This window comes from Crossiella sp. SN42, from assembly GCF_023897065.1.
GTDB lineage: Bacteria > Actinomycetota > Actinomycetes > Mycobacteriales > Pseudonocardiaceae > Crossiella.
In genome coordinates this window covers 82,912-109,181 of the sequence record NZ_JAMHIV010000010.1, presented here as the reverse complement: position 1 = coordinate 109,181, position 26,270 = coordinate 82,912, and the positions used below count along the sequence as shown (strand labels likewise).

General features: G+C 71.8%; 31 protein-coding genes. 15 read left to right on the top strand and 16 right to left on the bottom strand.

The window, feature by feature from the left end; genetic code table 11:
• Nucleotides 1-97 precede the first annotated feature (97 nt).
• Nucleotides 98-1,477, top strand: coding sequence for an NAD(P)/FAD-dependent oxidoreductase (locus M8C13_RS13965; RefSeq protein ID WP_252480985.1), 1,380 nt, complete (start codon nucleotides 98-100; stop codon nucleotides 1,475-1,477).
• Here the strand turns inward: M8C13_RS13965 and M8C13_RS13960 are convergent.
• Together M8C13_RS13960 and M8C13_RS13955 are read right to left on the bottom strand one after the other, a co-directional pair.
• Nucleotides 1,446-1,622 (bottom strand): hypothetical protein, encoded by a 177-nt coding sequence (locus tag M8C13_RS13960; protein WP_252480984.1) that lies wholly within the window; start codon nucleotides 1,620-1,622, stop codon nucleotides 1,446-1,448. The genes M8C13_RS13965 and M8C13_RS13960 overlap by 32 nt on opposite strands.
• Nucleotides 1,616-2,053, bottom strand: coding sequence for a carboxylesterase family protein (locus M8C13_RS13955; RefSeq protein WP_252480983.1), 438 nt, complete (start codon nucleotides 2,051-2,053; stop codon nucleotides 1,616-1,618). The genes M8C13_RS13960 and M8C13_RS13955 overlap by 7 nt, the downstream gene beginning before the upstream one ends.
• A gap of 54 nt (nucleotides 2,054-2,107) precedes the next feature.
• Here M8C13_RS13955 and M8C13_RS13950 point away from each other — a divergent pair, with 54 nt between their 5' ends.
• The 5 genes from M8C13_RS13950 (at nucleotide 2,108) to M8C13_RS13930 (ending at nucleotide 6,731) form a co-directional block, all read left to right on the top strand.
• Entirely contained in the window at nucleotides 2,108-2,902 is a 795-nt protein-coding gene (locus tag M8C13_RS13950; RefSeq protein WP_252480982.1) for an acetoacetate decarboxylase family protein, read from the top strand.
• A gap of 146 nt (nucleotides 2,903-3,048) precedes the next feature.
• Entirely contained in the window at nucleotides 3,049-4,506 is a 1,458-nt protein-coding gene (locus M8C13_RS13945) for an aldehyde dehydrogenase (protein ID WP_252480981.1), read from the top strand.
• Nucleotides 4,506-5,393: a catechol 1,2-dioxygenase gene (locus M8C13_RS13940; protein ID WP_252480980.1), complete on the top strand. Its 888-nt coding sequence runs from the start codon at nucleotides 4,506-4,508 to the stop codon at nucleotides 5,391-5,393. The genes M8C13_RS13945 and M8C13_RS13940 overlap by 1 nt, the downstream gene beginning before the upstream one ends.
• A gap of 2 nt (nucleotides 5,394-5,395) precedes the next feature.
• Nucleotides 5,396-6,241: a fumarylacetoacetate hydrolase family protein gene (locus M8C13_RS13935; RefSeq protein ID WP_252480979.1), complete on the top strand. Its 846-nt coding sequence runs from the start codon at nucleotides 5,396-5,398 to the stop codon at nucleotides 6,239-6,241.
• Nucleotides 6,242-6,257: 16 nt separating this feature from the next.
• A complete protein-coding gene (locus M8C13_RS13930) occupies nucleotides 6,258-6,731 on the top strand; it encodes a hypothetical protein (protein WP_252480978.1) in 474 nt (157 codons plus the stop codon).
• On the opposite strand, the gene M8C13_RS13925 is transcribed toward M8C13_RS13930, so the two are convergent.
• Entirely contained in the window at nucleotides 6,679-7,428 is a 750-nt protein-coding gene (locus M8C13_RS13925) for an alpha/beta fold hydrolase (RefSeq protein WP_252480977.1), read from the bottom strand. The two genes, M8C13_RS13930 and M8C13_RS13925, sit on opposite strands and share 53 nt — an antisense overlap.
• 128 nt (nucleotides 7,429-7,556) lie before the next feature.
• On the opposite strand from M8C13_RS13925, the gene M8C13_RS13920 reads away from it, so the two are divergent.
• The gene (locus tag M8C13_RS13920; RefSeq protein ID WP_252480976.1) at nucleotides 7,557-8,012 is read left to right on the top strand and encodes a GNAT family N-acetyltransferase; all 456 of its coding nucleotides are present in this window, start codon (nucleotides 7,557-7,559) and stop codon (nucleotides 8,010-8,012) included.
• On the opposite strand, the gene M8C13_RS13915 is transcribed toward M8C13_RS13920, so the two are convergent.
• Genes M8C13_RS13915 through M8C13_RS13905 form a run of 3 tightly spaced genes read right to left on the bottom strand, consistent with a single transcriptional unit; the run spans nucleotide 7,945 to nucleotide 10,749 of the window.
• Nucleotides 7,945-8,877 carry a DUF4380 domain-containing protein gene (locus M8C13_RS13915; protein WP_252480975.1) on the bottom strand — a complete coding sequence of 311 codons (933 nt, stop codon included), beginning with the start codon at nucleotides 8,875-8,877 and terminating at the stop codon, nucleotides 7,945-7,947. The genes M8C13_RS13920 and M8C13_RS13915 overlap by 68 nt on opposite strands.
• Nucleotides 8,871-10,019: a galactonate dehydratase gene (gene dgoD, locus M8C13_RS13910; RefSeq protein WP_252480974.1), complete on the bottom strand. Its 1,149-nt coding sequence runs from the start codon at nucleotides 10,017-10,019 to the stop codon at nucleotides 8,871-8,873. Before dgoD ends, M8C13_RS13915 begins: the two co-directional genes overlap by 7 nt.
• 10 nt (nucleotides 10,020-10,029) lie before the next feature.
• Nucleotides 10,030-10,749: an SDR family NAD(P)-dependent oxidoreductase gene (locus M8C13_RS13905; RefSeq protein WP_252480973.1), complete on the bottom strand. Its 720-nt coding sequence runs from the start codon at nucleotides 10,747-10,749 to the stop codon at nucleotides 10,030-10,032.
• A gap of 173 nt (nucleotides 10,750-10,922) precedes the next feature.
• On the opposite strand from M8C13_RS13905, the gene M8C13_RS13900 reads away from it, so the two are divergent.
• Entirely contained in the window at nucleotides 10,923-11,627 is a 705-nt protein-coding gene (locus tag M8C13_RS13900) for a FadR/GntR family transcriptional regulator (RefSeq protein WP_252480972.1), read from the top strand.
• Between the two features lie 58 nt (nucleotides 11,628-11,685).
• On the top strand, nucleotides 11,686-12,411 hold the full coding sequence (locus M8C13_RS13895) for a hypothetical protein (protein ID WP_252480971.1): 726 nt from the start codon (nucleotides 11,686-11,688) through the stop codon (nucleotides 12,409-12,411).
• Here the strand turns inward: M8C13_RS13895 and M8C13_RS13890 are convergent.
• Nucleotides 12,384-12,752 carry a VOC family protein gene (locus tag M8C13_RS13890; protein WP_252480970.1) on the bottom strand — a complete coding sequence of 123 codons (369 nt, stop codon included), beginning with the start codon at nucleotides 12,750-12,752 and terminating at the stop codon, nucleotides 12,384-12,386. The genes M8C13_RS13895 and M8C13_RS13890 overlap by 28 nt on opposite strands.
• Nucleotides 12,753-12,826: 74 nt before the next feature.
• Here M8C13_RS13890 and M8C13_RS13885 point away from each other — a divergent pair, with 74 nt between their 5' ends.
• Complete coding sequence (locus tag M8C13_RS13885; RefSeq protein WP_252480969.1) at nucleotides 12,827-13,273, top strand: MarR family winged helix-turn-helix transcriptional regulator; 447 nt, start codon at nucleotides 12,827-12,829, stop codon at nucleotides 13,271-13,273.
• On the opposite strand, the gene M8C13_RS13880 is transcribed toward M8C13_RS13885, so the two are convergent.
• From M8C13_RS13880 to M8C13_RS13870, 3 genes are all read right to left on the bottom strand, one after another.
• Entirely contained in the window at nucleotides 13,265-14,386 is a 1,122-nt protein-coding gene (locus tag M8C13_RS13880) for an oxygenase MpaB family protein (RefSeq protein WP_252480968.1), read from the bottom strand. The genes M8C13_RS13885 and M8C13_RS13880 overlap by 9 nt on opposite strands.
• Before the next feature lie 74 nt (nucleotides 14,387-14,460).
• Nucleotides 14,461-15,099, bottom strand: a complete 639-nt coding sequence (locus tag M8C13_RS13875) for a GPP34 family phosphoprotein (protein ID WP_252480967.1) — start codon at nucleotides 15,097-15,099, stop codon at nucleotides 14,461-14,463.
• Between the two features lie 52 nt (nucleotides 15,100-15,151).
• The gene (locus M8C13_RS13870; RefSeq protein WP_252480966.1) at nucleotides 15,152-15,508 is read right to left on the bottom strand and encodes a hypothetical protein; all 357 of its coding nucleotides are present in this window, start codon (nucleotides 15,506-15,508) and stop codon (nucleotides 15,152-15,154) included.
• Nucleotides 15,509-15,678: 170 nt separating this feature from the next.
• Between M8C13_RS13870 and M8C13_RS13865 the strand changes: the two genes are divergently transcribed.
• Complete coding sequence (locus M8C13_RS13865) at nucleotides 15,679-15,840, top strand: hypothetical protein (protein ID WP_252480965.1); 162 nt, start codon at nucleotides 15,679-15,681, stop codon at nucleotides 15,838-15,840.
• 115 nt (nucleotides 15,841-15,955) lie between these two features.
• On the top strand, nucleotides 15,956-17,176 hold the full coding sequence (locus tag M8C13_RS13860) for an MFS transporter (RefSeq protein WP_252481083.1): 1,221 nt from the start codon (nucleotides 15,956-15,958) through the stop codon (nucleotides 17,174-17,176).
• Here M8C13_RS13860 and paaN read toward each other — a convergent pair.
• The 4 genes from paaN to pdhA are packed head-to-tail and all read right to left on the bottom strand — an operon-like array spanning nucleotide 17,127 to nucleotide 22,228.
• The gene (gene paaN / locus M8C13_RS13855) at nucleotides 17,127-18,800 is read right to left on the bottom strand and encodes a phenylacetic acid degradation protein PaaN (protein WP_252480964.1); all 1,674 of its coding nucleotides are present in this window, start codon (nucleotides 18,798-18,800) and stop codon (nucleotides 17,127-17,129) included. The genes M8C13_RS13860 and paaN overlap by 50 nt on opposite strands.
• 23 nt (nucleotides 18,801-18,823) lie before the next feature.
• Nucleotides 18,824-20,119 (bottom strand): dihydrolipoamide acetyltransferase family protein, encoded by a 1,296-nt coding sequence (locus tag M8C13_RS13850; protein WP_252480963.1) that lies wholly within the window; start codon nucleotides 20,117-20,119, stop codon nucleotides 18,824-18,826.
• Complete coding sequence (locus M8C13_RS13845) at nucleotides 20,116-21,126, bottom strand: alpha-ketoacid dehydrogenase subunit beta (protein ID WP_252480962.1); 1,011 nt, start codon at nucleotides 21,124-21,126, stop codon at nucleotides 20,116-20,118. Before M8C13_RS13845 ends, M8C13_RS13850 begins: the two co-directional genes overlap by 4 nt.
• Nucleotide 21,127: 1 nt before the next feature.
• Nucleotides 21,128-22,228 (bottom strand): pyruvate dehydrogenase (acetyl-transferring) E1 component subunit alpha, encoded by a 1,101-nt coding sequence (pdhA, locus tag M8C13_RS13840; protein WP_252480961.1) that lies wholly within the window; start codon nucleotides 22,226-22,228, stop codon nucleotides 21,128-21,130.
• 129 nt (nucleotides 22,229-22,357) lie between these two features.
• On the opposite strand from pdhA, the gene M8C13_RS13835 reads away from it, so the two are divergent.
• Entirely contained in the window at nucleotides 22,358-22,855 is a 498-nt protein-coding gene (locus M8C13_RS13835) for an Lrp/AsnC family transcriptional regulator (protein ID WP_374213070.1), read from the top strand.
• Nucleotides 22,856-23,028: 173 nt separating this feature from the next.
• Entirely contained in the window at nucleotides 23,029-24,237 is a 1,209-nt protein-coding gene (locus tag M8C13_RS13830; RefSeq protein ID WP_252480960.1) for a S8 family peptidase, read from the top strand.
• Nucleotides 24,238-24,311: 74 nt separating this feature from the next.
• Here M8C13_RS13830 and M8C13_RS13825 read toward each other — a convergent pair whose 3' ends face one another.
• Nucleotides 24,312-25,037 (bottom strand): SDR family NAD(P)-dependent oxidoreductase, encoded by a 726-nt coding sequence (locus M8C13_RS13825; RefSeq protein ID WP_252480959.1) that lies wholly within the window; start codon nucleotides 25,035-25,037, stop codon nucleotides 24,312-24,314.
• A 66-nt stretch (nucleotides 25,038-25,103) separates the two neighbouring features.
• On the opposite strand from M8C13_RS13825, the gene M8C13_RS13820 reads away from it, so the two are divergent.
• A complete protein-coding gene (locus tag M8C13_RS13820) occupies nucleotides 25,104-25,643 on the top strand; it encodes a MarR family winged helix-turn-helix transcriptional regulator (protein ID WP_252480958.1) in 540 nt (179 codons plus the stop codon).
• Here the strand turns inward: M8C13_RS13820 and M8C13_RS13815 are convergent.
• Nucleotides 25,628-26,143 (bottom strand): GNAT family N-acetyltransferase, encoded by a 516-nt coding sequence (locus M8C13_RS13815; RefSeq protein WP_252480957.1) that lies wholly within the window; start codon nucleotides 26,141-26,143, stop codon nucleotides 25,628-25,630. The two genes, M8C13_RS13820 and M8C13_RS13815, sit on opposite strands and share 16 nt — an antisense overlap.
• Between the last annotated feature and the right edge of the window lie 127 nt (nucleotides 26,144-26,270).

The window sequence follows — 26,270 nt, the reverse complement described above, 5'->3', positions numbered from 1 at the left end:
CACGGCAGCTTTTCCGCGACGGCTCGCGGAGCTCGCAGCTGGCACAGTGGACAGGCACGACCGCCTGTCGTTCGCCGAGCGCTCGGAAAGGTCGCCCATGCCGATGCCCCGCCTGGACCACGCCCTCATCCTGGGTGGCGGCCTGGCCGGAACGCTGGCCGCCTTCGCCGTGGCCGGGCACGCCGACCGGGTCACCGTGGTCGACCGCGACCGGTTCACCGAGGGCAGCGCCCACCGCAAAGGCGCCCCGCACGCCCGCCACACGCACGTGCTGGTCTCCGGCGGCGCCCGCGCCATCGACGCACTGGCGCCGGGCACCACCGCGAGCCTGCTGGCGGCCGGGGCCCAGCTGATCGACATACCCGGCCGGTACCTCACCATGGCCCCGCAGGGCGGCTGGTTCCCCCGGTTTCCCGGCACCCAGTTCATCCTCGGCTGTAGCCGGGCCCTGCTGGAAACGACGCTGCGGGCACGGCTGCGGGAGCACGAGCACGTCAGGCTGCTGGAGAACACCGACGTGGTCGGCTTGACCGGTGACCACAGCGCGATCACCGGAGCTCGCCTGCGCACCCGGTCCACCGGCGAACTGAGCGCGGTAGCGGCCGACCTGGTCATCGACGCCACCGGTCGCGGTTCCGGCATCCTCGACTGGCTGGCCGAGCTCGGCGTGCCGGCGGTGCCGGAGTCCGTGGTCGATCCCGGCATCTTCTACGCCACCAGGATCTACCGGGCGCCGGCCGCGGCCGGGTCGACCTTTCCCGGCGTCAACGTGCAGACCAGTCCGGCGCGTGATCCCGGTGTCCGGCGTGGCGGGACCCTGATCCCGATCGAGGACGGCCTGTGGACGATCACCGTGGCCGGTGCCACCGGTGACCACCCCGGCCTCGATGACGAGGGCTTCCACGCGTTCGCGGCGAGCCTGCCCGATCCGGTGCTGGCCGAGCTGATCGCCGCCGCCGAACCGGTCGGACCGGCCTTCGGCTTCCGCGCCCACGCCAACCGCCGCCGCCACTTCGAGCGGCTTCGCCCGGCGCCCGGCGGGTTGCTCGTCCTCGGGGACGCCCACGCCACCTTCAACCCGATCTACGGCCACGGGATGTCCGTGGCGGCCCTGGCCGCCCTCGCCATCCGGGACGGCCTGCCGGGACCGGGCACCGCGGCGGTCCAGCGGGCCATCGCCCGTACCTCCGACAGCGCCTGGCGGATGGCCACCGGCCAGGACCTCCGCTACCCCCAGACCGTCGGTCCGCGACCAGGACCAGCCGCCCGCCTCGCCTACCGCGTGCAGGACTGGATCAACGCCAAGGGCATGCACAGCCGGACCGTGGCGATGACGCAGATCGACATCTTCGGTCTCGCCGCCCCGGTCACCCACGCCCTGCGGCCACGGTTCCTGCTGAGCGCGCTGTTCAGCCCCAGGCGCCCCGGCCTGCCCGCACCACCGTTCACCGACCAGGAGCGTCGCGTGCTGGACTGATCACCGCGGGCGGAACCAGCCGCACCAGCTCGCCGGGCAGATCGAAGGCCATGGCCTGCCGCTCGCCAAGGGTGTAGCCGATCATCAGCTCCAGCTCGGGCAGGCCACCGGTGATCGCGGCCGCGCCGGGAGCCGTGGTCAGCACCCGGCCGTCCGCAGGTAGCCGAGCGCGCCGAGGCGGTAGTTCACCCCGACCACGACCAGGCCGCGGCGGGCCAGGTGCGCGCCGGAGTAGCAGGCGGCCGAGGCCGAGCCGAGCTGGAACAGGCCGCCGTGCAGCCACACCAGCACCGGCAGGCCCTCGGCGTCCGCTGGCGCCCAGACGTTGACGGTGAGGCAGTCCTCGCCGAAGCCGGGCACCGCCTTGGGCACCAGGCGACTCGGCGCGGGGTCCTGGAGCGCGGCCAGGCCGGGTGCGACGGCCGGGCGGACGCCGGTCCACGGGATCACCGGCGCGGGGGCGGCCCAGCGCAGGTCGCCGACCGGCGGGGCGGCGTACGGGATGCCGAGGTGAGCGCGGACGCCGCTGGTCAGGACGCCGCGCACGGCGCCGGCAGTGGTCGACACCGTGGTCATGGCCGCATTCTGCCAGCCGTTGTGTCGTTTGGTCCCAAACGTTATAACTGGGGCATGCAGGGCTTCCTCTACCCGCGCACCCCCAGCGGCCGGGCCGCGCTGGTGCCGCCGCCCCCGTGGCACTACTCCGGTGACCTGCTCACCGTGGAGTACCGCACCGACCCGGCCAAGGTGGCCGCCCTGCTTCCGCCGCCGCTGCGGCCCGCGCCGGAGGATCCCGGTGCGGTGGCGGTGATCTGGGCCGACTGGCAGTCCTGTTCGGACGGTCGGGCCGAGCTGCTGGACCCGGTGCGCAGCCAGTACAAGGAGTGTTTTGTGGTGGTGCGCTGCGAGTTCGAGGGCCGGGTCTACTCGCGGTGCGTCTACATCTGGGTGGACAAGGACTTCGCTCTCGCCCGCGGCCTGCACCAGGGCTATCCGAAGAAGCTGGGCAGCATCCACCAGACCCGCCCGCACCCCTACGGCCCGGCCCCGCGCATCGAGCCGGGAGCCCGCTTCGGCGCGACCCTGGCGGCAGCGGACCGGCGACTGGCCGAGGCGGTGGTGGAGCTGGTGGAACCCGCCGCGCGCAACGGTTTTGTCAACGCCCACCCGATGGCGCACCACCGCTGGCTGCCCGGCATCGAACGCGGCGGCCCGGACGCGCTGGCCCAGCTCATCTCCTCCGGCGCGGCCTCGGTGCAGACCGGGCAGCCCTGGCGCGGCACCGCGGAGCTGCGCCTGTTCGACTCCCCCACCGAGGAGCTGGCCGACCTCACCGTGACGGAGCCGCTGGGCGCCTACTTCTGCCAGGTCGGCGTGACCTGGGACGGCGGCGCGGTGCTGGCCGAGCGGGTCACGGCAGGCTGATCCACATCGCGGTCACCGCACTGTCCACTTAGGACCTTCTGGCCACCCCGGCCGGATGCCGCAGCGCACCGGCCCACTCCGCCCTTGACCCATCCAGCCACACTCCGTACCGTTTGGACCCAAACGATGTTCCGGGAGGCAGCGAAATGCCACAGCAGGCCGGGCTCGCGGTGGACCCGGGACACTGGATCGGCGGCCGCAGACTCGCCTCGGCGACGACCTTCGCCGACCACTCCCCCATCGACGGCAGCCCGCTCGGCGAGTTCGCCCGCGGCGGCGCGGCCGAGGTCGACGCGGCGGTCAACGCCGCCCAGCAGGCGTTCCCGGCCTGGTCGAAGACCGCGCCGGTGGAACGCGCCCGGCTGCTGCACGCCATCGCCGACGGCATCGAGGCCCGCCTGGACGAGCTGGCCACCGCCGAGACCCTGGACAACGGCGCACTCCTGCGCTCGCACCGCACCAGCGTGATTCCCAGGGCCGCGCACAACTTCCGGTTCTTCGCCGACTGGCTGATCGACGGCCTGCACCGCCCCGACCTGGACACCAGGGGCCACCGCAACCGGATCAGCTGGGACCCGGCCGGGGTGTGCGCGCTGATCACCCCGTGGAACGCGCCGCTGATGCTGGCCACCTGGAAGATCGCGCCCGCGCTGGCCGCCGGGAACACCGTGGTGCACAAACCCGCCGAGTGGTCCCCGCTGACCGCCTCGCTGCTGGCCGGCATCACCGCGGACGCCGGCCTGCCCGACGGCGTGTTCAACCTGGTCCAGGGCCTGGGCGCGGAAGCGGGCGAAGCGCTGACCCGGCATCCCGGCGTGCGGCGGATCAGCTTCACCGGCTCGGTGCCCACCGCGAAGACCATCGCCGCCAACGCCGCCGCGCGACTGACCCCGCTCTCCCTGGAACTGGGCGGCAAGTCACCGCTGCTGGTCTTCGCCGACGCCGACCTGGACCTGGCCGTGGAACTGGCGGTCGGGCAGTACGACAACGCGGGCCAGGTCTGCCTGTCCGCGGTCCGGCTGCTGGTCGCCGAGGAGATCCACGAGGAGTTCCTGCACCGCTTCCTGGCCAAGGCGAACCGGCTTCGCCAAGGCGATCCGCGGCTGCCGGACACCGACCTCGGCCCGCAGATCCACCAGCGCCAGTTCGACCGGATCGACGGCTTTGTCCAGCGCGCACTGGCCGAAGGGGCGACCGCGCTGCTCGGCGGCGGCCCCAACACCGACCTCGGCGGCCTGTACTACCGGCCCACCCTGCTCACCGGCGCGGCCCCGGGCAGCGAGATCCTCACCGAGGAGGTCTTCGGCCCGGCGCTGACCCTGCAACGCTTCCGCACCGAGGCCGAGGCGGTGGCCCTGGCCAACAACACCCGCTTCGGCCTGGCCGCCGCCGTGGTCACCGGCGACCCCGAACGGGCCGAGCGGGTCACCCACGACCTGGTCGCCGGGACGGTGTGGGTGAACTGCTTCTTCGTCCGCGACCTGCGCGCGCCCTTCGGCGGCAGCCGGGAGTCCGGCATCGGGCGTGAGGGCGGCGACTGGAGCTTCGACTTCTTCTGCGATGTGAAGAACACCGTGTTCGCGCCGAAGGGCTGGGGGAAGTAGTGGGTGAGGTGGTGGGCGCGGGCCTGCTCTCGCACGTGCCGACGATCATGCTCGAGGAGCGGGTCCGGCGAGAGCTCAACAACGGCAAGGACACCACACTCGTGGCCGGGCTCCAGCGGCTGCGCGCCGAGGTGTTCGACACCCTGGACTACGACACCGTGGTGGTGCTCGACTCGCACTGGGCGACCACGGTGGAGTTCGTGGTCACCGCGCAGGACCACCGCGCCGGGCTGTTCACCTCCGAGGAACTGCCCCGCGGCATGTGCCGGATTCCCTACGACTTCCCCGGCGACCCCGAACTGGCGCACGCGATCGCCGCGCACGGCCAGGCCAGGGGCACCTGGATCACCCCGATCGCCGACCATCACCTGCCGATCCTCTACGCCACGGTCAACCTGTGGCACTACCTCGGCGTGCCCGGCAAGCGCTGGATCTCCATCGGCGTCTGCCAGACCGCCGACGAGGAGGACAACCTGCGGCTGGGCCGGGCGCTGGCCGACGGCATCGCCGCCACCGACCGCAAGGTGCTGCTGCTGGCCTCCGGCGCGCTCTCGCACACCTTCTGGCCACTGCGCGAACTGCGCGCGCACGAGGCCTCCGGAATCGAGCACATCTTCACCCCGGAGGCGGCCAAGGCCGACCTCGAACGCATCGACTGGTTCGGCGCGGGCGACCACGCCAGGGTGCTGGACACCATGCCGGAGTTCCGGAAGTTCAAGCCGGAGGCGGGTTTCGCGCACTACCTGATGCTCGCCGGCGCGCTCGGCGAACGCCGGTGGAAGGCGCCGGGCCGGTTGTTCTCCGCCTACGAGAACGCCATCGGCACCGGGCAGGCGCACATCTGGTTCGACCGTCCGGCCACCGGCTGGACCGGCGAGGGGGCCTGACCGTGGTGGAGTTCCGGCGCATCCTGCTCGACGGCGTGGTCACCGAGGTGCACCGGGTGGGCGACCGGCTGGTCTGCCGCGACGGCCGCACCGTGCACGTGGACCAGGCCACCCACCTGTCCCCCGTGCCGCCCAGCAAGATCATCGCGGTGCACCTGAACTACCGCAGCCGGGTCGAGGAGTTCGGCGCCACGCTGCCGCCCGCGCCGACCTACTTCCACAAACCGGTCTCCGCGCTCAACGCCCACGGCGGCGACGTGGTCCGCCCGCAGGGCTGCCGGTTCCTCAACTACGAGGGCGAGATCGCGGTGGTGATCGGCCGCACCTGCCGCAACATCGCGCCGGCCGAGGCCGCCGCGCACATCGCCGGTTACACCGTGGCCAACGACTACGGCCTGCACGACTTCCGGGACACCAACGCCGGATCCATGTTGCGGGTCAAGGGATCCGACACCCTCGCCCCGCTCGGCCCCGGCGTGGTGCCGGACTGGGACTTCCGCGGCAAGGGCATCCGCACCCTGGTCAACGGCGCGGTCGTGCAGGACGGCAACACCGACGAGATGCGCTGGGACATGCACTACCTGGTCGCCGACCTCGCCCGCACCATCACCCTGGTGCCCGGCGACGTGCTGCTCACCGGCACCCCGGCCAACTCCCGCCCGGTCCAGCCAGGCGATGTGGTGGAGGTCGAGGTGGAGGGACTTGGCTTGCTGCGCAACCGGATCGTCACCGGGCCGGAGCCGGTCCGGGCGGATGTGGGCGCGCAGCCGACCGAGTCGGAGGAGGTCCGCTCCACCGCGCTGGGCGGGGACTGGGAGTTCCGCGGCATCCGGCCACCCAAGCGGTAGCTGGCACACTGGTGCCATGCACACCCGCTTGTACGGCTGGTCCCACCTCACCCGAGGGCCGCAGCTGCACGGCTGGGCAACCCCGTTCCGCGAGGTCCGCTGGAACCACATCGCCGGGCACTTCCACGAGTACGCCGCCAGGGAACGGGGTTTCCGGCACATGGCCGACCTGGTGGACAGCATCCTGGCCCGCGGCGGCGCGGCCCAACTGGCCGGGCTCACCTCGATGTACGACCTGCTGGTCACGCCCCGCCCGGTGCCGGAGACCGCCCCGGTCCAGGTCGTCGCCGTCCGCACCGCGCCGGGCGCGAACGGCGTCCTCATCGAGCACCTCTCCTACACCGGCCACGACGACCGGATCCACTGCCGGCCCGCGGAGACCGTGCCGCTGTTCTGGCGCTTCATGAGCGAGAAGTTCGGCGTGCGGCCGGCCCCGCTCAGCCCAGGAACCGGTCGATCATCGGCAGCAGCAGGTCCGTCCGGCGGATGACGTCCATGTGCGTGGTCTGCGGCAGCACCGCCAGGTGTGCCTGCCGCAGGTGGTCGTGGAACTCCACCGCGTGCGAGAGCTTGATGAAGTCCTTGTCCCCCACGATGAGCAGCGTCTCCGCGGTGATCGTGCCCAGCTGCCCGGGCGTCCACCCGGTCCAGCCGTGCACGGTGACCTGGAGGTTGGCCATGAACTTGTCGAAGTGGTCCGGGTCCGGCGCGACCGCGCGGTAGGCCTGCACCATCGCGGCGAAGTCGGCTTCGGTGGGCAGCAGGTCCGAGGTCTGGGCCGGGTCGGTGATCTCCGGCTTGTACCCGTCCGGGTGGAAGTGGGTGGCCGCCGCGACCACCCGGCCGGCCCGCGCGGGGTGGTCCAGCGCGACCTGCACCGCGACCAGGCCGCCCAGGCTGAAACCGAACAGGTCCGCCTGCTCGACGCCCAGGTGGTCCAGCACGCCCACCACGTCGGCGGCGAACCCGGCGATGGTGCCGGGCCGGTCGCGGTCGGCGGTGTGACCGTGGCCCTGCAGCTCGATCGCGATCACCTGGCGTTCTTCGGCCAGCGCGCCCAGCAGCGGGCCGAAGGACAGGTCGATGGTCAGCGCCCCGCCGTGCAGCAGCACCAGCGGGTGGCCCTCGCCGTGCACCTCGTAGTAGACGGCCAGGTCGGACAGCGGGGCGTAGCCGGTGGTGGTCATGGTCTGCTCTCCTTGGTTGACGCCTTCACCAGCATGGACGAGCGCCGGACACCGAACTCATCGGCAACACGCTGTGGGCTGGGTCACAGCACCGAGCAGCGGTGCGTCGGCCGGAGTGGAATGGCCGCATGATCACCGTGGTCCCCGCCGACCCGGCGCAGCTCCCGGCCCTGGTCCGCCTGCTGACCGGCTACCACCTGGCCACCGAGGCGGAGAAGGGCAGCCCGGTCCCGGACGCCTCCGCCCTGCCCGAGCGCTACCGCCGCGAGATCCTCGACCCGGCCACCGCCTTCGCCGCGGACCTGGTCCTGCTGGCCGTCGCGGAGGAGCCGGTGGGCTGTGTGGTGCTCACCCCGGACGCCGAGCTGAAGCGGCTCTGGGTGGATCCGGCCTGGCGGGGACGCGGGGTGGCGCGACGGCTGACCGAGGCCGCGGTGGCCGCCGCCGGGACCGGGGTGCGGCTGTCGGTGTGGCGGTGGCGGACCGGGGCGATCGGGCTGTACCGGCGACTGGGGTTCACCGAGGTCGAGTCCTGGGACGAGCGGGACGGGATGGTGTGCTTCCGGCTGGCCGGGTCACGGTGACCTCGATGGTCAGCGTGGTGCGCGCGCCGGGGGCCAGGGTGGTGAGCGGGCCGAGGACCTCGCACTCCACGATCTCATCGGGCGGGTTGAGGTTGCCCAGCGCGGCGATCGGTTGCGGCAGCGGCGACTCCAGCCACACCTCCAGCGGTGAGCCGCCGTCCGGGTACTCGGCAGCGCGGTCCACGGTGAACCGCTGGGTGAGCAGGCGGCGCGGCCCGACGTGGGTGACCCAGCCCGCGCTGCTGGGGAAGCCGAGCTTGCCCACGGTGTGCTGACGCGGCACCACCGCGCGGTCGCCCAGGACGTCGTGCTCGACCCGGTGCGCGGCCGGGACCAGGTCGATGACCCGGGGCTCGGGCCGGTCGGCGAGTCCGATGTGGACGGAGCCGCCCGGGAGCTGGGTGACGTTCCACAGCGCCCAGCGAACCGGGCTGCCACCGGTGTTGGCGGCGGTGAGGTCGAGCCGGTATCCGTTGCCGCGCAAGGTGAACCGGCGGGTCAGGCGCAGGCCGGTGCGCGGGTCGTCGCCGCTGGTCAGGGTGATCCGGTCCGGGCCGGTGGTGGCGGTGTAGGGGCCGGAGTCCAGTACCGGGTCGGGCGGGCCGGGCCATTCGTGCGCGCCGGACCAGCCCTGCGGGGCGGGCCAGGTCTTGTCGCCGCCGTAGTTGACCCAGTCGCCCAGCTCGCCGGAGTTGGGTGCGAAACGGTGCCCGCCGACCGGGCGCAGCTGGTCGTCGAGCAGGCGGGGGTTACGCCACAGCACTTCCACGCCCTCGTGCCGCAGCGACAGCAGGCGGCCGCCGAGCACCGGCAGGAAACCCAGCCGCAGCACGCCGTTGTCCAGCCAGATCGGGTCGGTCACCATTCGGCCAGGCTGCCGTCCTCGTGCCGCCACACCGGGTTGCGCCAGCTGTGGCCGGTCTCGGCGGCGCGGCGGACCGCGGGCTCGTCGATCTCGACGCCGAGGCCGGGGCCGAGCGGCCGGGCGGCGTAACCGGCCACGAAGTCGAACACGCTGGTGTCCAGCAGGTAGTCCAGGAGTTCGCCGCCGGTGTTGTAGTGCAGGCGCAGGCTCTGTTCCTGGATGAGGAAGTTGGGGGTGGCGAAGGCGATCTGCAGGCTGGCGGCCAGCGCGATCGGGCCGAGCGGGCAGTGCGGGGCGATGCTGGCCCCGTAGATCTCGGCCAGCGAGCCGATCCGCCGCAGCTCGGAGATACCGCCGGCGTGCGAGGGATCCGGTTGCAGCACCGCGACTCCGGCCTCCAGCGCGGGCTTGACCTCCCAGCGCGAGTACAGCCGCTCCCCCACCGCCACCGGCACCGTGCTGGCCTGCACCACCGAGGCCAGCGCACCGCCCTGGAGCTCCGGCAGCACCGGCTCCTCCACGAACATCGGCTGCACCTCCTCCAGCATCCGCACCAGCCGCCTGGCCATCGCCGGGCTGGCCCTGCCGTGGAAGTCGATGGCCAGATCACCGTGCGGGCCAAGGACTTCCCGCGCTTCCCTGGCCCGCTCCAGCGCCGCGGCGGCCTGCGCCGGGGTGTCGATCGCGGTGAGCGGACCGGCCACGTTCATCTTCACCGCGGTGTACCCGGCCTCGACCTGCCGGGCCACCGCCGCGCCGATGTCGTGCGGCCGGTCACCGCCGACCCAGGAGTACACCCGCACCCGGTCCCGCACCGGCCCGCCGAGCAGCTCGTGCACCGGGCAGCCGCGCACCTTGCCCGCGATGTCCCACAGCGCCTGGTCGAAACCGGACAGCGCACTGGAGAGCACCGGACCGCCGCGGTAGAAACCGCTGCGCCGCAACACCTGCCAGTGGTCCTCGATGCGCAGCGGGTCCTGCCCGAGCACGAGTTCGGACAGCTCGTGCACGGCCGCGCGCACCGTCTCCGCCCTGCCCTCCACCACCGGCTCACCCCAGCCGGTGATGCCCTCGTCGGTGCTGACCTTGAGGAACAGCCAGCGCGGCGCGACCAGGAAGGTCTCGATCCCGGTGATCTTCACAGGTTCCCCCTCATGACGAGTCCTTGGCCGCTGACCAGCCGCCGTCGACCACCAGCTCGGTCCCGGTGACGAACGAGGCCGCCGGGGAGAGCAGGAACGCGATCGCCTGCGCCACCTCCGCCGGATCCCCCAGCCGCCGGGCCGGGGTGGCCCTGGCGCTGCGTTCCCGGTCCGGCTGGCTGACCCGGTCCCAGGCCGCGGTGAGCACCGGCCCCGGCAGTACCGCGTTCACCCGCACCTCCGGCGCGTACTCCACGGCCAGCTGCCGGGCCAGCGACACCAGCCCGCCCTTGCTGGCCGCGTAGGCGGGGTGGCCGGGCAGGCCGAAGTGCGCGTGCACCGAGGACACCAGCACCGCCGCGCCCCGCCGTTCCCGCAGCGAGGGCAGGCAGGCGTGTGCGGCCAGGTAGGCGCCGGTGAGGTTGACTTCCAGCTGCCGGGTCCACTCGGCTCTGGTCTGCTCGTGCAGCGGCCGCACCGTGACGGTGAAGGCGTTGCACACCAGGGCATCCACCCCACCGGCCAGCTCACCAGCAAGAGCCACCACCTGCCGCCAGGTCTCGTCCGCGGCCACATCGCCGACCAACGGGTGGGTGCCGTTGTCCTTTGTGGACGCCATCAGGTCGACCGCGATGACCTGGTAACCGTCCTCGGCCAGCCGCCGGGCGGTCGCGGCGCCGATACCGGCCGCCGCTCCGGTGACCACCGCGCACCGTGACCGTCCCGACATGCCAACCTCCTAGTTCAGCGCCTGGACTGGGACACGCGGTTGTCCGGACCGCGGGTCACCAGCCAGGCCGGGTGGCCGGGTCACAGGCTCGCAATCGGCCCCATCCCTGTCAAGATTATTAGTAATTTACGAGGACTCGGCCAGCTGCCGGACGGAGTGGCTACTGTGCGGACATGACCACGCACCGTCCGCGCGGCGTGCACGGCCACACCGTCGAGGTGCTGGCCGGCCGCATCCTGTCCCACGAGCTGGCCGAGGGCCAGACCCTGGACCTGCCCGCGTTGCGCGCCGAGCTGGACGTGAGCCTGACCGCGCTGCGTGAGGCGCTGAAGGTGCTCACCGCCAAGGGGATGATCGACGCGCGGCAGAAGCGCGGGACCTTCGTGCAGCCGCGCAGCTCGTGGAACACGCTGGACGCGGACGTGATGCGCTGGCAGACCTCGGCCACCGCGGCCACCGGCCTGTTCGACGAGCTGACCGAGGTGCGGGCGGTGGTGGAACCGGCGGCCGCGGCGATGGCCGCGCGGCGGGCCAACGGCATCGAGGTGGAGGCGCTGGCCGCCGCGCTGGAGCGGATGGCCGCCGCGGGCGCGGACACCGAGGAGATGGTGGCCGCCGACCTGGCCTTCCACCGGGCGCTGTGGTCGGCCACGCACAACAACTTCCTGGTGCAGATCGAGCGGGTGATCGCGATCGGCCTGGCCGCGCGGGACCGCCTGGTGCACGGCGCGGACCCGGCCGACGACCCGGTGCCCAGCCACCGCGCGGTCTACGAGGCGGTGCGCGCCGGTGACCCGGCAGCGGCCGAGGCGGCCATGCGCGCGCTGGTGGACAAGGCGAGCGCGGATCTGGACCGCGTCAAGCGACCTCGCGATTGACTGCCCGTTAGGGAGCGAAGTCAGCCGGATCCGGCTGTGGCGCGGGCAGACTCGCGGCATGACCCAGTGGCTCCCGTCCCGCCGCGCCGCGCTCACCGGCCTGGCCGCGCCCGTGCCCGGGGTCTGGATGCAGGCCCCGATCCTGCGAATCCCGCCCTGCCGCAACCTGATCGTGCGCGGCGACGGACCGGCCTCGGTGCTCAAGGTCGCGGCCATGGTCGGCGACCAGCCCTTCCTCTACGGGTCGGTGCTGGGTTTCGCCAAGGGCCCGGCCGAGCCGGACCTGGTGTGCTTCACCGACTTCGCCATCGACCACAACAGCGAGAACAACCGGGTGCCGGTGCTGGCCGGGCCGGAGGGCAAGACCCCGGTGCTGGTGAGCTCGATCTCCACCTACGCCTACACTCCGCGGTTCGGCCGGATCACCGTGCGGCACTTGACCATCCACCGCTCCGACTCCCGGGTCTCGCTGTACTTCCCCGGCGAGGCCGGCTCCGGCAGCGTCTCGGTGCACGACTGCCGGTGGACCGAAGCGAGCAACCGCACCGGCGCGCCCGAGGACGACCACTCCTTCATCAACGCCACCTGCACCTCGCTCACCGTGCGGCACAACAGGTTCCACGGCGCGTCCTGGGAGCGGGCGCCGCGCACCGTGTTCGAGACGCACGCCTCGAACACGCTGGTGCAGGGCAACCTGATCGAGAAGTTCCAGATCGGGGTCAACCTGACCGGCAACGCCCGGCATGCTGTCCTGAGTCAGGGCGCCGCGGTGAAGAACTCGTAGGCATGGCCGTCGGGATCGCGCACGTAGACCCCTCGCCCGCCGCCCAGGGTGTTGGTGCGCCGGTCCCAGCCGTGTTCCGGGCCGGAGCCGTAGACCAGGTCCGGATCGGCGGCGAGCACGGCCAGCAGCGCGTCGAACCGGGCCTCGTCGACCAGGAACGCGTAGTGCCCGGCGGCCAGTGGCTGGTCGTCGGCGAAGTCCAAGGTCAGTTCGGCGTTGACCCGCAGTGCCGCGAACGGGCCTGCCGCAACGGGTTCGCCGCCGATGAGCCGGGCCAGGAAGCGTGCTCCGGCCCAGCGGTCGGCGGCCGGGATGATCAGGTGGTTGAGCGTGACGGTCACATCGCCCTCCAGATGTATGCGTTTCGCACGCAATAAGGGTGCGTTTCGCACGCATCTGTGTCAAGCTGCGCGGTATGGCGCTCTCTGACGGCGGTCCGGCGTTGTTCCGGCTGGTGCGGTTCTGGTCCCGGCGCTGGGCCGGGCTGGCCGCGGGCGAGCAACGCCGGGTGCAGCACGTGCACACCCTGGAGGCCGTGCACAGCGCGGAGGCCAGCGGCGTGGAGCCGAGCGTCGGCGAGATCGCGCACCGGCTGGGCCTGGACCACTCCGGGGCCAGCCGGTTGGTCAGGGACGCCACCGCCGCGGGCTACCTGGAACGGGTCGAGTCCGAAGTGGACAGACGAAGGACGGTGCCCAGGCTCACCGAGTCCGGCCGCGAGCTGCTGGCCGGCGCGCTGGACTGGCAGCGGCAGGCCTTCGCCGAGCTGACCGAGGACTGGGCCGAGCCGGACCGGCGGCGGTTCGCCGAGTACCTGCGCCGCCTGGCCGAGCAGGTGGACCGGCCGAGCCGGTCAGGCTGAGGCTCCCCGCTCCCCCGTCCACTTCTCGCGCAGCTCCTCCGGAATCGTCAGCGCGGTGGACTGCCCGTCGGTCAGCTGCCGCACGTTCACCGAGAGCAGCAGCCGCGCGGCCCGGTCCAGCACCCGCCTGGCCAGCTCGCTCTCGTCCTCGGCCCGCTCCAGCCGCCGCATCACTCGCACCCCCGCGCCCACCAGGCGTCCCCAGCCGCGCTGTTTGGGCACACCCAGCCATTCGGAGACCTCGGGGTTGACCACCTGGCGGACCATCGCGGGCACCACGCCGTCAAAAGCCTTGCCCGGCATGAGTTTCCGGTACAGCGCCAGCAGGTTGGCGGTCAGCTCGGCGCCCTCCGCGGACGGCCCGTAGCTGGCCTCCACCAGGCTGGCGTTGAGCTGCTCCGCCTCGGCCAGGGTCTCCGGCATCGCCTCGGTGCGGATGCCGAGCAGGTGCCCGGCGACCCGCCACACGTGGTAGTAGTCCTCGGCTTCCTGCTCGGTAACCGAGATGCCGATCCGGCGCATGCCGATGATCACCTGCACGGAGAAGATGAGCAGCGCGCCGAGCAGGTCCTGCTGGCAGATCGGCACGCCGTCGCGCTCGTGGTCCCATTCCGGCGAACGCGAGATGAAGTGGCGCACCGCGGCGTGGATCAGCCGGGTCTTCTGGATCACCGGCACGAACGAGCCGCCGCTGGTGAACGGGTGCGGGGCCATCATGCTCAGCACGAACTGCGCGGTCTCGGACAGCCTGCGGTGCGGCTGGTTGAGCCGGTGGGTCAGGGTGAGCACCTTGGACGGGCGGGGCTGGGCGTAGCAGTTGACCATGGCGCCGAAGGAGAGCACCGAGGCCACGTGCATGCCGTCGTCGAGGAAGAACTCCTGCGCGCGGGCGACCCTGGCCAGGTCGGTCCAGGGTGGCGGGTTGTCGGTGGCCACCAGGAACTCGCGCACCACCGGCGGCAGGTGCTCCGGGATCGGCTCGTCGTTGGCGCGCAGCTCGGCCAGCAGCGAGTTGACCCGGCCGATCTCGCCCCCGGCCACCAGCGCGGCGATCACCGCGTCGGCAGGCGGATCGCCCTGGTACTTGAGTTCCTCGACAAACCGCTGGTCCATGCCCTGGATCGTCGCCCGGCCCGGCCCGCCGACGCTGCCGCCATTCGAGCGCTACCGACCCACCGGTCGAGTGATCAGATGTTCGGGATGATGCTCTCCGGCACGCCCTGCACGCCCTGCTGGAGCACCTCGGCCGCCACCGGGTACCGCTCGGCCACCTCGCCCGCGATCCGCTTGGCGGTCTTGCTGCGCCCGGCCACCAGTTGCACCAGCCCCGCCGCGGACAGCAGCGAGATCAGCACCTCGTCCTGCTCGGCCACCTCCTCGGCGCCGAAGAGCGCGGCCTTGAGGTCGGCGTGGATCTTCTCCCGCCGGGCGGTGTCCTTGACCTGCCAGGTGGTGCTGGTGAAGAACAGCCTGCGCCGCTCGGTGTGCTCGGTCACCGCCCCCTCGGCGACCAGCCGCCCCATCACCCGGTCCCGCTGCCCGATGGACAGCTTCCCCATGGCCTCCTTGAGCACCGAACCCTGGTTCTCCTCCAGCGTCGCCAGCGCCTCGTCCAGGGCCGCCACCCCGGTCTCGGAGTTGTCGGTGACGAACAGCCGGAAGTCCTCGCCGAAGAGCTCCAGGCGCTCCAGCTGCGCCAGCTCGATCAACAGGGCGACCGCGAACAGGCCATCGGCCGAGCGCCTGGTGGCGAACTGACCCTGTTCGTTGAGCAGGAGCAGGGCGAAGTCGTCGACCAGCGCGGAAGGGGCGTCGTTCGTGTGCACGCCCGCATCCTAGGCGCTCGGGTATACGGGCAGGTCGCGGGACTGGCGCGGGCTAGGACACCAGCAGCTGGTCGGTGAGCCGGATGTCGGGGTACACCTGGAGCACGAGCGTGCCGTGCAGTGAGCCCAGGCTGAACTCGGCGCGCACCAGGGTGACCCCTGACCTGGACTCGATGCCGAGGTGGCACGCGCCTTCGCGGTAGAGCTCGGCCACCGGCGATCCGGCCGCGGTCCAGGCGAACCGGACCGATCCCAGGATGACGTCGTAGCTGATCGTCACCTCCTGCCCGCCGGGGACGGCGATCCGCACCTCCCGGGTGGTCTGCTCGCCGTCGACCGCCACTGGCTCGACCCCGAACTGCGCCAGCCACTCGGCGTCATCAGGCACCAGGAATTTGCCACCCATCATGTCCGAAATTCTTTCACACACGACTTTTTCACGGTCATTCAATGAGCTTTTCCAGGGGTATTCATGACAAAAAGGCGCACCCTCACCCGACTGACCGCGACCACCCTGGGCGCTGCGGCGATCGCCCTGACACCCGGCCTCGCCGCCGCGGCCACCGCGACGTGCTAGTAATGGCCAAGAAGTCGAAAGCGGAACGGAACAGCACCCTTTGCGCGTTGACCGCGGTCGCGGTGTCCACTTTCGCGCTCGCCAGCAAACTGTTGCCTACCGAACTCGCCGTACCGCTTTTCGCGGTGGCCGCCGGATTCTCGGTCGGGGTGCTCGCGTACTGACTGCGCCGCTCCCAGCGGAGGTAGCCGCCTGAGGGCAGACAACCGGCCGTTGTGGCCCCGGGACGGCCGGTTGTTTGCCGTGGCCCGGCCGGATCGCTTTGATCCCGGGGTGCGACTGGGGCGGGAGTTCGGGTGGTTGTGGGCTTCGTACACGGTCAGCGCGGTCGGCAGCCGGTTGGCCTTCAACGCCTTTCCGCTGGTCGCGATGCTCGTGTTGCAGGCGAGCACGGCGGAGGTGTCCGTGCTGGCGGCGGCGGGGATGGCCGTGGGGGCGGTGGTGGCGATTCCGCTGGGGCCGTGGGTGGAGTTCCGGCGCAAGCGGCCGGTGATGATCGGGATGGACCTGCTGCGGTGCGTGGCGCTGCTCAGCGTGCCGGTGGCGTATGCGCTGGGGTGGCTGGGTTTCGCGCAGCTGCTGGTGGTCTCGGTGGTGGTCGCGGCGGCCGAGATCGCCTACCGGGCGGCCAGTGGGGCCTGGCTGAAGTCCTTGCTGCGGAAGGAAGACCTGGTGGTGGCCAGTGGGCGGCTGGAGGCGACCTCGTGGACCGCCACCGCGCTGGGGCCGCCGCTGGGTGGCGCGGCGATCGGGGCGTTCGGGCCGATGGTGGTGCTGGTGGTCGACGCGGTGAGCTACCTGCTCTCCGCGCTGGGCATCCGGGCCGCCGGTGGGCGGGAGCAGCCGCCGGAGCGGGTGGGCGCGCCGAGGGCCAGTGAGGTGCTCGACGGGTGGCGGCACCTCTGGCGGCATCCGGGGCTGCGGTCGTTGCTGGGCAACACGGTGCTGGTCAACGGGCTGATCATGGCGACCGCGCCGCTGATGCTGGTGCTCATGGTGCGGGAGCTGGGGTTCTCGCTGTGGGCCTACGGGCTGGCGTTCTCCGTGCCCTGCCTCGGCGGACTGCTCGGCGCGCGGCTCGCGCCCCGGCTGGTGGCGCGGTTCGGGCCGGAGCGCGTGCTGTGGGTGGCCGGGGTGCTGCGGGTGTGCTGGCCGGTGTGGCTGGTGTTCGTGACGCCGGGCGTGATCGGGTTTCTGCTGGTGCTGGTGGTGCAGTTCGGGCTGGTGGGCTGCATGGGCGTGTTCAACCCGGTGCTGGTGGCCTACCGGCTCGGCGAGATCCCCACGGGGCTGGTGGCGCGGGCGCTCACCGCGTGGACGATCTCCAGCAACGCCACCGTGGCGGCGCTGACCGCGGCCTGGGGTGTGCTGGCCGGGTTCGCCGGGGCGCGGACCGCGGTCGGGGTCGCCGGAGTGGTGATCCTGGCGACCCCGATCCTGCTGCGGAAGGTCAGGCCGGCGCGTGCCGCCGGGACTGCACGATGTGGAAGCGGCCGGTGACGTAGGCCGGGTCGGTCAGCGCGGCGGTGGCGGCCGGGTTGGCGCCGGTGCCGTGGAAGTCGCTGAAGGCCGCGCTCTGGTTGACGAACACGCCGCCGGTCAGGTTCTCCGACAGGTGCACGCCGGCGTCCAGCGCCGCCGCGCGGGCCGCGTCGATCACGGCCGCGTCGGTGGAGTAGACCGAGGCGGTCAGCGCGCCCTTGGCCCGCACCGAGGAGCGGAAGATCTCCAGCGCGTGCTCGGTGGAGTCGGTGCTGATCACGAAGGAGATCGGCCCGAACCACTCCTTGGTGTAAGTCTCCTCGTCCTTGGCGTCCAGGCGCACCACCAGCGGGGTGCGGATGGTCGCGCCCGGGTAGGCGGGGTCCTCGACCGGGGTGGAGGGGTGCGCGACCGCGCCCAGGTTCTCCGCCTCGGCCAGGCGCTGCTTGACGCCCTCGTTGACGATGGCGCCCAGGGTGCCCGCGGCGCGGGCCGGGTCGCCGAGCAGCTTGTCCAGCGCGGCGCCCAGGTCGGCGGCGAACTCCTCGGGGCTGCGGGTGCCGTCCTCGGTGCGCACTCCCCCGCCGGGCAGCAGGATGTTCTGCGGGGTGGTGCACATCTGTCCACTGTAGAGGGACAGGGAGAAGGACAGGTTGCGCAGCAAGCCCTTGTAGTCGTCGGTGGAGTCGACCACGACGGTGTTCAGGCCGGCCTTCTCGGTGTAGACCACGGCCTGGCGGGCGTTGCCCTCCAGCCAGTCGCCGAACTCGGTGGAGCCGGTGAAGTCCACGATCCGCACGTCGGGGTGGGTGGCCAGCTCGGCCGCGATCGGCTGGCCGGGGGCCTCCACCGCCAGGGTCACCAGGTTCGGGTCGAACCCGGCCTCGGTGAGCACCTCGCGGGCGATGGTCACGGTCAGCGCCAGCGGCAGCACCGCGCCGGGGTGCGGCTTGACGATCACCGGGTTGCCGGTGACCAGGCTGGCGAACAGGCCGGGGTAGGTGTTCCAGGTGGGGAAGGTGTTGCAGGCGATGACCAGCGACACCCCGCGCGGCACCACGGTGAAGGTCTTGTCCATCACCAGCGGGTCGCCCTTGCGCTGCGGCTTGGCCCAGCGGGCGCTGCGCGGCTGCCTGGCCTGCTCGGCGTAGGCGTAGGCGATGGCCTCCAGCGCGCGGTCCTGGGCGTGCGGGCCACCGGCCTGGAAGGCCATCACGAAGGCCTGGCCGGTGGTGTGCTGCACGGCGTGCGCGAACTCGAAGCTGCGCGCGTTGATCCGGTGCAGGACCTCCATGGCCACCCCGGCGCGCAGGGCCGGTCCGGCGTCCCGCCACGCGGTGATCCCGGCCTTGGCCGCGGCGACCAGCTCGGCGGGCTCGCAGCGCGGGTAGCGGATGCCCAGCTCCAGCCCGAACGGCGAGGTCTCGGTGCCCACGTGGTCGATGACGCCCGGCTGGTCGAGGGGGTAGTCCTTGCCCAGCAGCGCCTGGAACGCGGCCTCACCCGCGGGCGCGGCATCCTCGCCGTAGACCGACTTGCTGGGGGTCTCCGGGAACGGCGACCAGTACTCGCGGGCGTCGATCGCGGTGACCGCGTGGTCGAGCTGCTCGGCGTGCTTGGCGTGGAAGTCCTGCGCGGACATGCCCTCTCCTCGGAATTGGCTGATCACAGTCTGGCGAGCAGGCCCAGTGGGTTCTCCACCGCGTCGGCGACAAAACGGAGGAAGCCACCGGCCACTCCACCGTCGCACACCCGGTGGTCGAAGGTGAAGGACAACTGGGTGATCTTTCGGACGACCAGCTGACCGTCCACCGCCCAGGGCCGGTCGATGATCCGGCCGACGCCCAGCATGGCGGCCTCGGGGTGGTTGATGATCGGGGTGGAGCCGTCCACGCCGAACACCCCGTAGTTGTTCAAGGTGAAGGTGCCGCCGGTGAGGTCGGCGGGCTCCAGCGCGCCGTCGCGGGCGCGTTCGGTGAGCGCGGCGATGGCCGCGGCCAGCTCGGCGGTGCTGAGCTGATCGGCGTTGCGCACTACCGGAACCACCAGGCCGCGGTCGGTCTGCGCGGCGAAGCCGAGGTTGACGTGCGGCCAGCGCAGGATCTCCCGAGCTTGACCGTCCACAGAGGAGTTGAGCTCCGGGAACCGCTTCAACCCGGCCACGCAGATCCGGCCGAACAGGGCCAGCAGGCTGATCTTCTGCTCCGGGCAGGCCGCCTGCACCGCCTGCTTGGCCGCCAGCAGCGCGGTGGCGTCGGCGTCGACCCAGGTGGTGGCGTCGGGGATCTCGGCGCGGCTGCGGGAGAGCTTGTCCGCCACCGCCCGGCGCACTCCGCGCAGCGGGATCCGTTCCGGCCCACCGGCATCCGGCAGCGGCACCGCGGTGCTCGCGGCCGCGGCGATGGCGGCCTCCACGTCCTTGCGCAGCACGATCCCGGCCGGTCCGCTGGGGGTGATGGTGGTGAGGTCGATGTCGTGCTGTTTGGCCAGCCCGCGCACCAGGGGGTTGATCACCCGGGGCGCGAGCTGGGGCTCGGGGGCCGGTACCGCGGCGACCACGGAGGGGGCGGGCTGGCGACGGCGGCGACGGCGGGAACCGTTGTCCTCCTTGGTGCCGTAGCCGATGAGCACGTTGCCCGAGCCCGCGGCGGCCTTGCCGTTCTCCGCGGCCGGGGCCTTCGCGCCCGCGCGTTCCTCGGTCCGGTAGGTCTCGTGCGCGCCCTCGGCCGCGACGGTGATCAGCGGTTTGCCGACCTCCAGCACCGCGCCGGCCTCGCCGTGCAGGGTGAGCACCGTGCCGGCGAACGGGATCGGCACCTCCACCGCGGCCTTGGCGGTCTCCACCTCGACCACGACCTGGTCCACGGTCACCGTGTCGCCGACCGCGACCCGCCAGCTGACCACCTCCGCCTCGGTCAGTCCCTCACCGAGGTCCGGCAGGCGGAACACCTGCTCGCTCACGCGACCACCTCGGCCACGTAGCGCAGGTCCGGGGTGTCGTCGCGCTGCAACCGGTCCAGGGTGTCCAGGATGCGGTCCACGCCAGGCAGGTGCGCGTGTTCCAGCATCGGCGGCGGGTACGGGATGTCGAAGCCGCTGACCCGCAGCACCGGCGCGTGCAGCGAGTGGAAGCAGCGTTCCTGCACCCTGGCCGCGATCTCCGCGCCGACCCCGGCGAAGCCCTGGGCCTCCTGCACCACCACGCAGCGGCCGGTGCGGCGGACCGAGGCGGCCACCGTCTCGTCGTCGAAGGGCACGATGCTGCGCAGGTCGACGACCTCCACGTCCCAGCCCTCCTCCTTCGCCGCCTCGGCGGCCTGCATGGCCACCGGGGTGGACGGGCCGTAGGCGATGAGCGTGACGTCCTTGCCCTGCCTGCGGATCGCGGCCCGGCCGAAGGGCTCGCCCCTGGTGAGCTCGACGTCGGCCTTGGCCCAGTACAGCTTCTTGGGTTCCAGGAAGACCACCGGGTCGGGGTCGTCGATGGCCTCGCGCAGCAGCGAGTAGGCGTCGGCGACGGTGGCCGGGGTGACCACCTTCAGGCCGGGGGTGTGCGCGTAGTAGGCCTCGCTGGAGTCGCAGTGGTGCTCCACCCCGCCGATGCCGCCGGCGTAGGGCACCCGGATGACCATGGGCAGGGACAGCGCGCCGCGGGTGCGGTTGCGCAGTTTGGCCACGTGCGAGGCGATCTGCTCGAAGGCGGGGTAGGCGAAGGCGTCGAACTGCATCTCCACCACGGGTTTCATCCCGCCCATGGCCATGCCCACGGCCAGGCCGACGATCCCGGCCTCGGCCAGCGGGGTGTCGAAGCAGCGGTCCTCGCCGAGGTCGCGGGTGATGCCGTCGGTGATCCGGAAGACGCCGCCGAGCGCGCCGACGTCCTCGCCGAAGACCACCACCCGCTCGTCCTCTTTGATGGCGTCCCGCAACGCCTGGTTCAGCGCCTGGGCCATGGACAGGTTCGGCATCTCAGCGCTCCTCGGCGTCGAGCTCGGCGCGCAGCAGGTCGCGCTGCTCGCGGAGCTGGCTGGTGGGTTCGGCGAAGACGTGCTCGAACAGGTCCATGGGCGCCACGGCCGGTTCGGCGTTCATCCGGGTGCGCAGGTCGGCGGCCTTGGCCTCGGCCTCGGCGGTCCAGTTCTGGATGTCCTCTTCGGACAGTGCGCCGATGCCGCGGAGGTGCTTTTCCAGCCGGGCCATCGGATCGCGGCCCAGCCAGCGCTGGACCTCCTCGTCCTGCCGGTACCGGGTGGCGTCGTCGGCGTTGGTGTGCGCCTCCATCCGGTAGGTGTGCGCCTCGATCAGGAAGGGGCCGTTGCCGTTGCGGGCGTGCTCGACCGCGGTCTGCAGCACGGCGAGCATGGCGACCGGGTCGTTGCCGTCGACCTGTTCGGAGCGCACGCCGTAGCCGATGCCCTTGTAGGACAGGGCGGGCGCGGCGCTCTGCTTGGACAAGGGCACCGAGATGGCGTAGCCGTTGCTCTGCACCAGGAAGATCACCGGCGCGTTGAACACCGCGGCGAAGTTGAGCGCTTCGTGGAAGTCGCCCTCGCTGGTGGCGCCGTCGCCGATGAAGGCGAGCACCACGGTGTCCCGGCCCTGTCGCTTCTCCGCGAAGGCCAGCCCGGTGGCGTGCAGGGTCTGGGTCGCCAGCGGGGTGCACTGGGGGGCGGTGCGGGTGGCCTTGGGGTCGTAGCCGCAGTGCCAGTCCCCGCGCAGCAGGGTGAGCACCTCGACCGGGTCCAGGCCGCGGGCGACCAGGGCCATGGACTCGCGGTAGGTGGGGAAGATCCAGTCGGTCTCGCGCAGGGCGAGCACCGCGCCGATCTGGCAGGCCTCCTGGCCGCGGCTGGAGGGGTAGACGGCGAGGCGGCCCTGTTTGGTCAGGGCGGTGGCCTGGGTGTCGAACCGGCGGCCGATGATCATGCGCCGGTAGGCCTCGCGGAGCAGGGCCACGGGCGGTTCGGGGTAGCCGCCCTGATAGTCGGCTGGACTGCCGTCCTCGGCGAGGAACCGGACCGGGGTCACGGAGGGCAGCAGCGCGTCAGGGCGCGCGGGAGCTTCGGTCACGGCGAACCTCCTGATCGGACGTCCCTGTCTGACAGGCGTCCTCAAATGGTTGCCCCGACCGGGTGGCTGGCTCAAGATGTGCCGAAAACGGCAGACGAACTGCTCACCTGAAACGTGAAAGGCGGCAATGTGTCCACCGACAGCAGCACCGTTGGCGCACCCGGCGGACGGATGGCCACCGCCCTGGACGAGGTGGACCGCTCGATCCTGCGGCTGCTGGCCAGGGATGGCCGGATCTCGATCAGGACCCTGGCCGAGCGGCTGCACATCTCGCGCACCAACGCCTACGCCCGGATCGACCGCCTGGTGGCCGACAAGGTGATCACCGGCTTCGGCGCGAAGATCGATCCGGCGCGGGCCGGGCTGGGCACCACCGCGATGGTGGTGGTGACCATCGAGCAGGCCTCATGGCGCGAGGTCTCCGAGCAGCTGCGCTCGATTCAGTACGTGGAACACCTGACCTTGGTCGGTGGCGACTTCGACGTGCTCGTGCTAGTGCGCGCCCCCGACAACCAGGCCCTGCGGGAGATCGTCCTGGAAAAGATCCAGGAGGTGCTCGGGGTCCGGTCCACCCGCACCTGGCTGGTGTTCGACGAGGTCACCGGCACACACCCGGGTCTGAGTTGACTAAATTGTGACTAAAAATGTGAACTGTGATGTAACGCGACCTACTTTCGTTGCCTTGCTTACTCCGTTCGGGTCAACCAAGCTAGTTCTAGTGGCTGCGAGTAGTCGCCCCCTGAACAGCAGCCGCAACTCCGTGTGGTGAGGGCTACACGGCGGAGTGAACGGAGTTATCAATGGCACGAGATCGACGCAGGGCCGTCGTGGGCGCCGGGCTGATCGCCGGCACCTCCCTGCTCGCCCTGGTCGCTTCGGCGCTGCCCGGCCTCGCCGCGCCTGCCGAAGGTCAGATCCTCAACGCGGGAACCGCCAACGCCGTCTCCGGCAGCTTCATCGTCACGCTGAAGGACAACACGGTTGGCGCGCAGGACCTGGCCTCCCGGTTCGGTGGCAAGGTCACCGCTACGTATGACAAGACCCTCAACGGCTTCGCCGTCTCGCTGAGCGAGCAGCAGGCCAAGCGGCTGGCCGCGGACCCGCGGGTGGCCACGGTGGAGCAGGACGGCAAGGTCAGCCTGGCCGGGGAGCAGCTGAACCCGGAGTGGGGCCTGGACCGGCTCGACCAGCAGGCGCTGCCGCTGGACAAGAAGTACAGCTACGCCAACGAGGGCGCGGGCGTGACCGCCTACATCCTCGACACCGGCGTGCGCCTGACCCACCAGGAGTTCGGCGGCCGCGCCAAGAGCGGCTACGACTTCATCGACAACGACGCGGACGCCAGCGACTGCCAGGGGCACGGCACGCACGTGGCCGGCACCGTGGGCGGCAGCAAGTACGGCGTGGCGAAGAAGGCCGACCTGGTGGCCGTGCGCGTGCTCAACTGCCAGGGCAGCGGTCAGTGGTCGCAGATCATCGCGGGCATCGACTGGGTGGCCAAGAACGCCAAGAAGCCTGCCGTGGCGAACATGAGCCTCGGCGGCACCGGCAGCAACGCGGCCATGGAGAACGCGGTCAAGAAGGCGATCACCGCCGGGGTGACCTTCGCGATCGCCGGTGGCAACTCCGGCGCCGACGCGTGCAGCTTCACCCCGGCCCGCGTGCCGGAGGCGATCACCGTGGGCGCCACCCAGCAGAACGACGCCCGCGCGGTGTGGAACGGCCAGTCGGTCGCGTCCAACTGGGGCCGGTGCCTGGACATCTGGGCGCCCGGCACCGCGACCGTGTCCGCGATCCACACCAACGACACCGGCACCTCCACCAAGAGCGGCACCAGCATGGCCACCCCGCACGTCGCGGGCGCGGTCGCGCTGTACCTCTCCGGCAACCAGCAGGCGACCCCGCAGCAGGTGCGGGACGCCCTGGTGAACAACGCGGTGAGCGACAAGCTGACCGACCTCAAGACCGGTTCGCCGAACAAGCTGCTCAACGTCAGCTTCATCAAGTAGGGCAACAGCACCGGCTGAAGGCCGGGCGCGCCGCGAGTCGCGGTGCGCCCGGCCTTCGTCGTGCTCCGCCTGGCTCAGCGGGTGGTGAACGCGCCGCCGTTGACGTGCAGCGTCTGCCCGGTGATGTGCCGCGCCCCGGCCGAGGCGAGGAAGTACGTCGTCTCGGCGATGTCGCTGGGGTGGCCGGCGCGCCCGTTGTGGGTCGCCTTGACCAGCTCGGCGATCCGCTGCTCGCTGAGGTTGCCCTTGAAGAACTGGGTCTCGGCGATGTAGCCGGGCGCGACCAGGTTGGCGGTCAGCCCCTTGGGGCCGACCTCGGCGGAGAGCCCGGCGTTCCACGCGTGCAGGGCCGCTTTCGCCGCGCCGTAGGAGAATCCGGCGTACTCCGCGGCGATGGAACCGATGTTGACGATGGTCCCGCCGAGGCGGAGCTTGTCCAGCACGGCGGTGGTGGTGAGCACCGCGCTGAGCAGGTTGGCCTCCAGGTTCGCCCGCCAGCCCGCCGCGACCCGCTCCAGCGGGGACAGCGCCGGATCGGACTCGTCGAAGTCGGTGTTGCCACCGGCCATGTTGACCAGCACGTCCAGCTCCGGCCCCAGCTCCTCAGCCAGCCGGGCCACCTGAGCCGGATCCGTCGCGTCGCAGACGATCGGCCGCACGTCGAGCTCGGCGGCCGTCCCGGCCAGCCGGTCGGCGTCCCTGCCGGTGATGACCACGGTGTCGCCGTCGGCGCGGAACCGGGCGGCCACCGCCTTGCCAAGTCCAGTGCTACCGCCGGTGACCAGCACGATTCGGGTCATGTCACGTCCCCTCTGCTATATTTAGCTCTAAACGTTTAGCGCTGAACGTAGCAAGGGACGGTGCACGTGTCCAACGAGACCGAGGGTTACCCGCTGGGCTCGAACTCCCGGTGGCCCGCGGCCGACATCGCCGCGGCCTGGCAGCGTGAACTGCCGGGGGTGCGCACCGAGTCCATCGAGATCATCACGCCGGTCTGGCGGATCGCCAAGATCCTGGCCGACGACCGGCGGCGGACCCTGGCCGCGCTCGGCATCGATCCGTCCACTTTGGACCTGCTCAGCGTGATCCGGCGCGCGGGCCCGCCGTATGAGCTGACCACCAAGGAGATCACCCGCCGGACGCTGATCACCGCGGGCGCGGTCTCCCAGCGGGTGGCCCGCGCCGAGCAGGCCGGGCTGGTGGCCAGGTCACCGTCCTCCGCCTCACACCGCGCGGTCGCGGTCCGGCTCACCAAGGCCGGGCACGAGCTGGTGGAAACCACGGTGCGCCAACTACTTGAGCACGAGGCGGAGCTGATCGGCTCGCTCACCGGCGCCGAGCGCGCGACGCTGACCGGCATCCTGGCCCGGCTGGAGCAGACGCTGGCGGATCAGTCCGAGCGGTGACGCCAGACCTCCAGGAACGCCACCTCGCCACCGCGTTCCAGGCGTTCGGGTTCGCCCTCCACCAGCTGGTACCCGGCCGCGCGGGCGACGCCTTGGCTGGGCGCGTTGTCGGTGCGGATGCGCAGGCGCAGCTCCGGCAGGCCGAGGGTGTGGTGGCCGAACTCGGTGAGCAGCCGGGTGGTGCGCACGGCCAGGCCCTGACCGCGGTGCGCGCGGCCGATGACGTACCCGGCCTCGGCACGGGCCGGGGCCAGGAAGGCCAGGCCGAGCGGGGTCTCGCCGTCGGTGGTGATGGCCAGGTGCAGGCGGTTGTCCTCGGCGCGGGTGCGGCGGATCATCGCCAGGTACTCCACCGGGTCGAAGGGGAACGGCACCGGGGTGTTCCGCGCGACCTCGGGGCTGTCCAGCACCTCGATCATGGCCTGGTGGTCGGTGTCTTCCCACTCGCGCAGGACCAGGCCGTGGCCGGTCAGCCGCAGGGGCGAGGCGAGCTGGTCCACGGGCGCTCCTTCACAGATCGCGGGGTCGGGGTGGCCGCGGTGCCGACGCTACGGGAGAGCGGGAACGGCCCGCGAGCGAGTTCCGGCTCCCGTAGGGATCTTGCCGAGAAGGTAAGTTTGCCTTTTC

Coding starts and splice junctions, on each gene's coding strand:
- M8C13_RS13965 (WP_252480985.1), top strand. CDS start 98: ATGCCGATGCCCCGCCTGGACCACGCCCTCATCCTGGGTGGCGGCCTG.
- M8C13_RS13955 (WP_252480983.1), bottom strand. CDS start 2,053: ATGACCACGGTGTCGACCACTGCCGGCGCCGTGCGCGGCGTCCTGACC.
- M8C13_RS13950 (WP_252480982.1), top strand. CDS start 2,108: ATGCAGGGCTTCCTCTACCCGCGCACCCCCAGCGGCCGGGCCGCGCTG.
- M8C13_RS13945 (WP_252480981.1), top strand. CDS start 3,049: ATGCCACAGCAGGCCGGGCTCGCGGTGGACCCGGGACACTGGATCGGC.
- M8C13_RS13930 (WP_252480978.1), top strand. CDS start 6,258: ATGCACACCCGCTTGTACGGCTGGTCCCACCTCACCCGAGGGCCGCAG.
- M8C13_RS13925 (WP_252480977.1), bottom strand. CDS start 7,428: ATGACCACCACCGGCTACGCCCCGCTGTCCGACCTGGCCGTCTACTAC.
- M8C13_RS13920 (WP_252480976.1), top strand. CDS start 7,557: ATGATCACCGTGGTCCCCGCCGACCCGGCGCAGCTCCCGGCCCTGGTC.
- M8C13_RS13915 (WP_252480975.1), bottom strand. CDS start 8,877: ATGGTGACCGACCCGATCTGGCTGGACAACGGCGTGCTGCGGCTGGGT.
- M8C13_RS13905 (WP_252480973.1), bottom strand. CDS start 10,749: ATGTCGGGACGGTCACGGTGCGCGGTGGTCACCGGAGCGGCGGCCGGT.
- M8C13_RS13900 (WP_252480972.1), top strand. CDS start 10,923: ATGACCACGCACCGTCCGCGCGGCGTGCACGGCCACACCGTCGAGGTG.
- M8C13_RS13895 (WP_252480971.1), top strand. CDS start 11,686: ATGACCCAGTGGCTCCCGTCCCGCCGCGCCGCGCTCACCGGCCTGGCC.
- M8C13_RS13885 (WP_252480969.1), top strand. CDS start 12,827: ATGGCGCTCTCTGACGGCGGTCCGGCGTTGTTCCGGCTGGTGCGGTTC.
- M8C13_RS13880 (WP_252480968.1), bottom strand. CDS start 14,386: ATGGACCAGCGGTTTGTCGAGGAACTCAAGTACCAGGGCGATCCGCCT.
- M8C13_RS13870 (WP_252480966.1), bottom strand. CDS start 15,508: ATGATGGGTGGCAAATTCCTGGTGCCTGATGACGCCGAGTGGCTGGCG.
- M8C13_RS13865 (WP_252480965.1), top strand. CDS start 15,679: ATGGCCAAGAAGTCGAAAGCGGAACGGAACAGCACCCTTTGCGCGTTG.
- paaN (WP_252480964.1), bottom strand. CDS start 18,800: ATGTCCGCGCAGGACTTCCACGCCAAGCACGCCGAGCAGCTCGACCAC.
- M8C13_RS13845 (WP_252480962.1), bottom strand. CDS start 21,126: ATGCCGAACCTGTCCATGGCCCAGGCGCTGAACCAGGCGTTGCGGGAC.
- M8C13_RS13830 (WP_252480960.1), top strand. CDS start 23,029: ATGGCACGAGATCGACGCAGGGCCGTCGTGGGCGCCGGGCTGATCGCC.
- M8C13_RS13825 (WP_252480959.1), bottom strand. CDS start 25,037: ATGACCCGAATCGTGCTGGTCACCGGCGGTAGCACTGGACTTGGCAAG.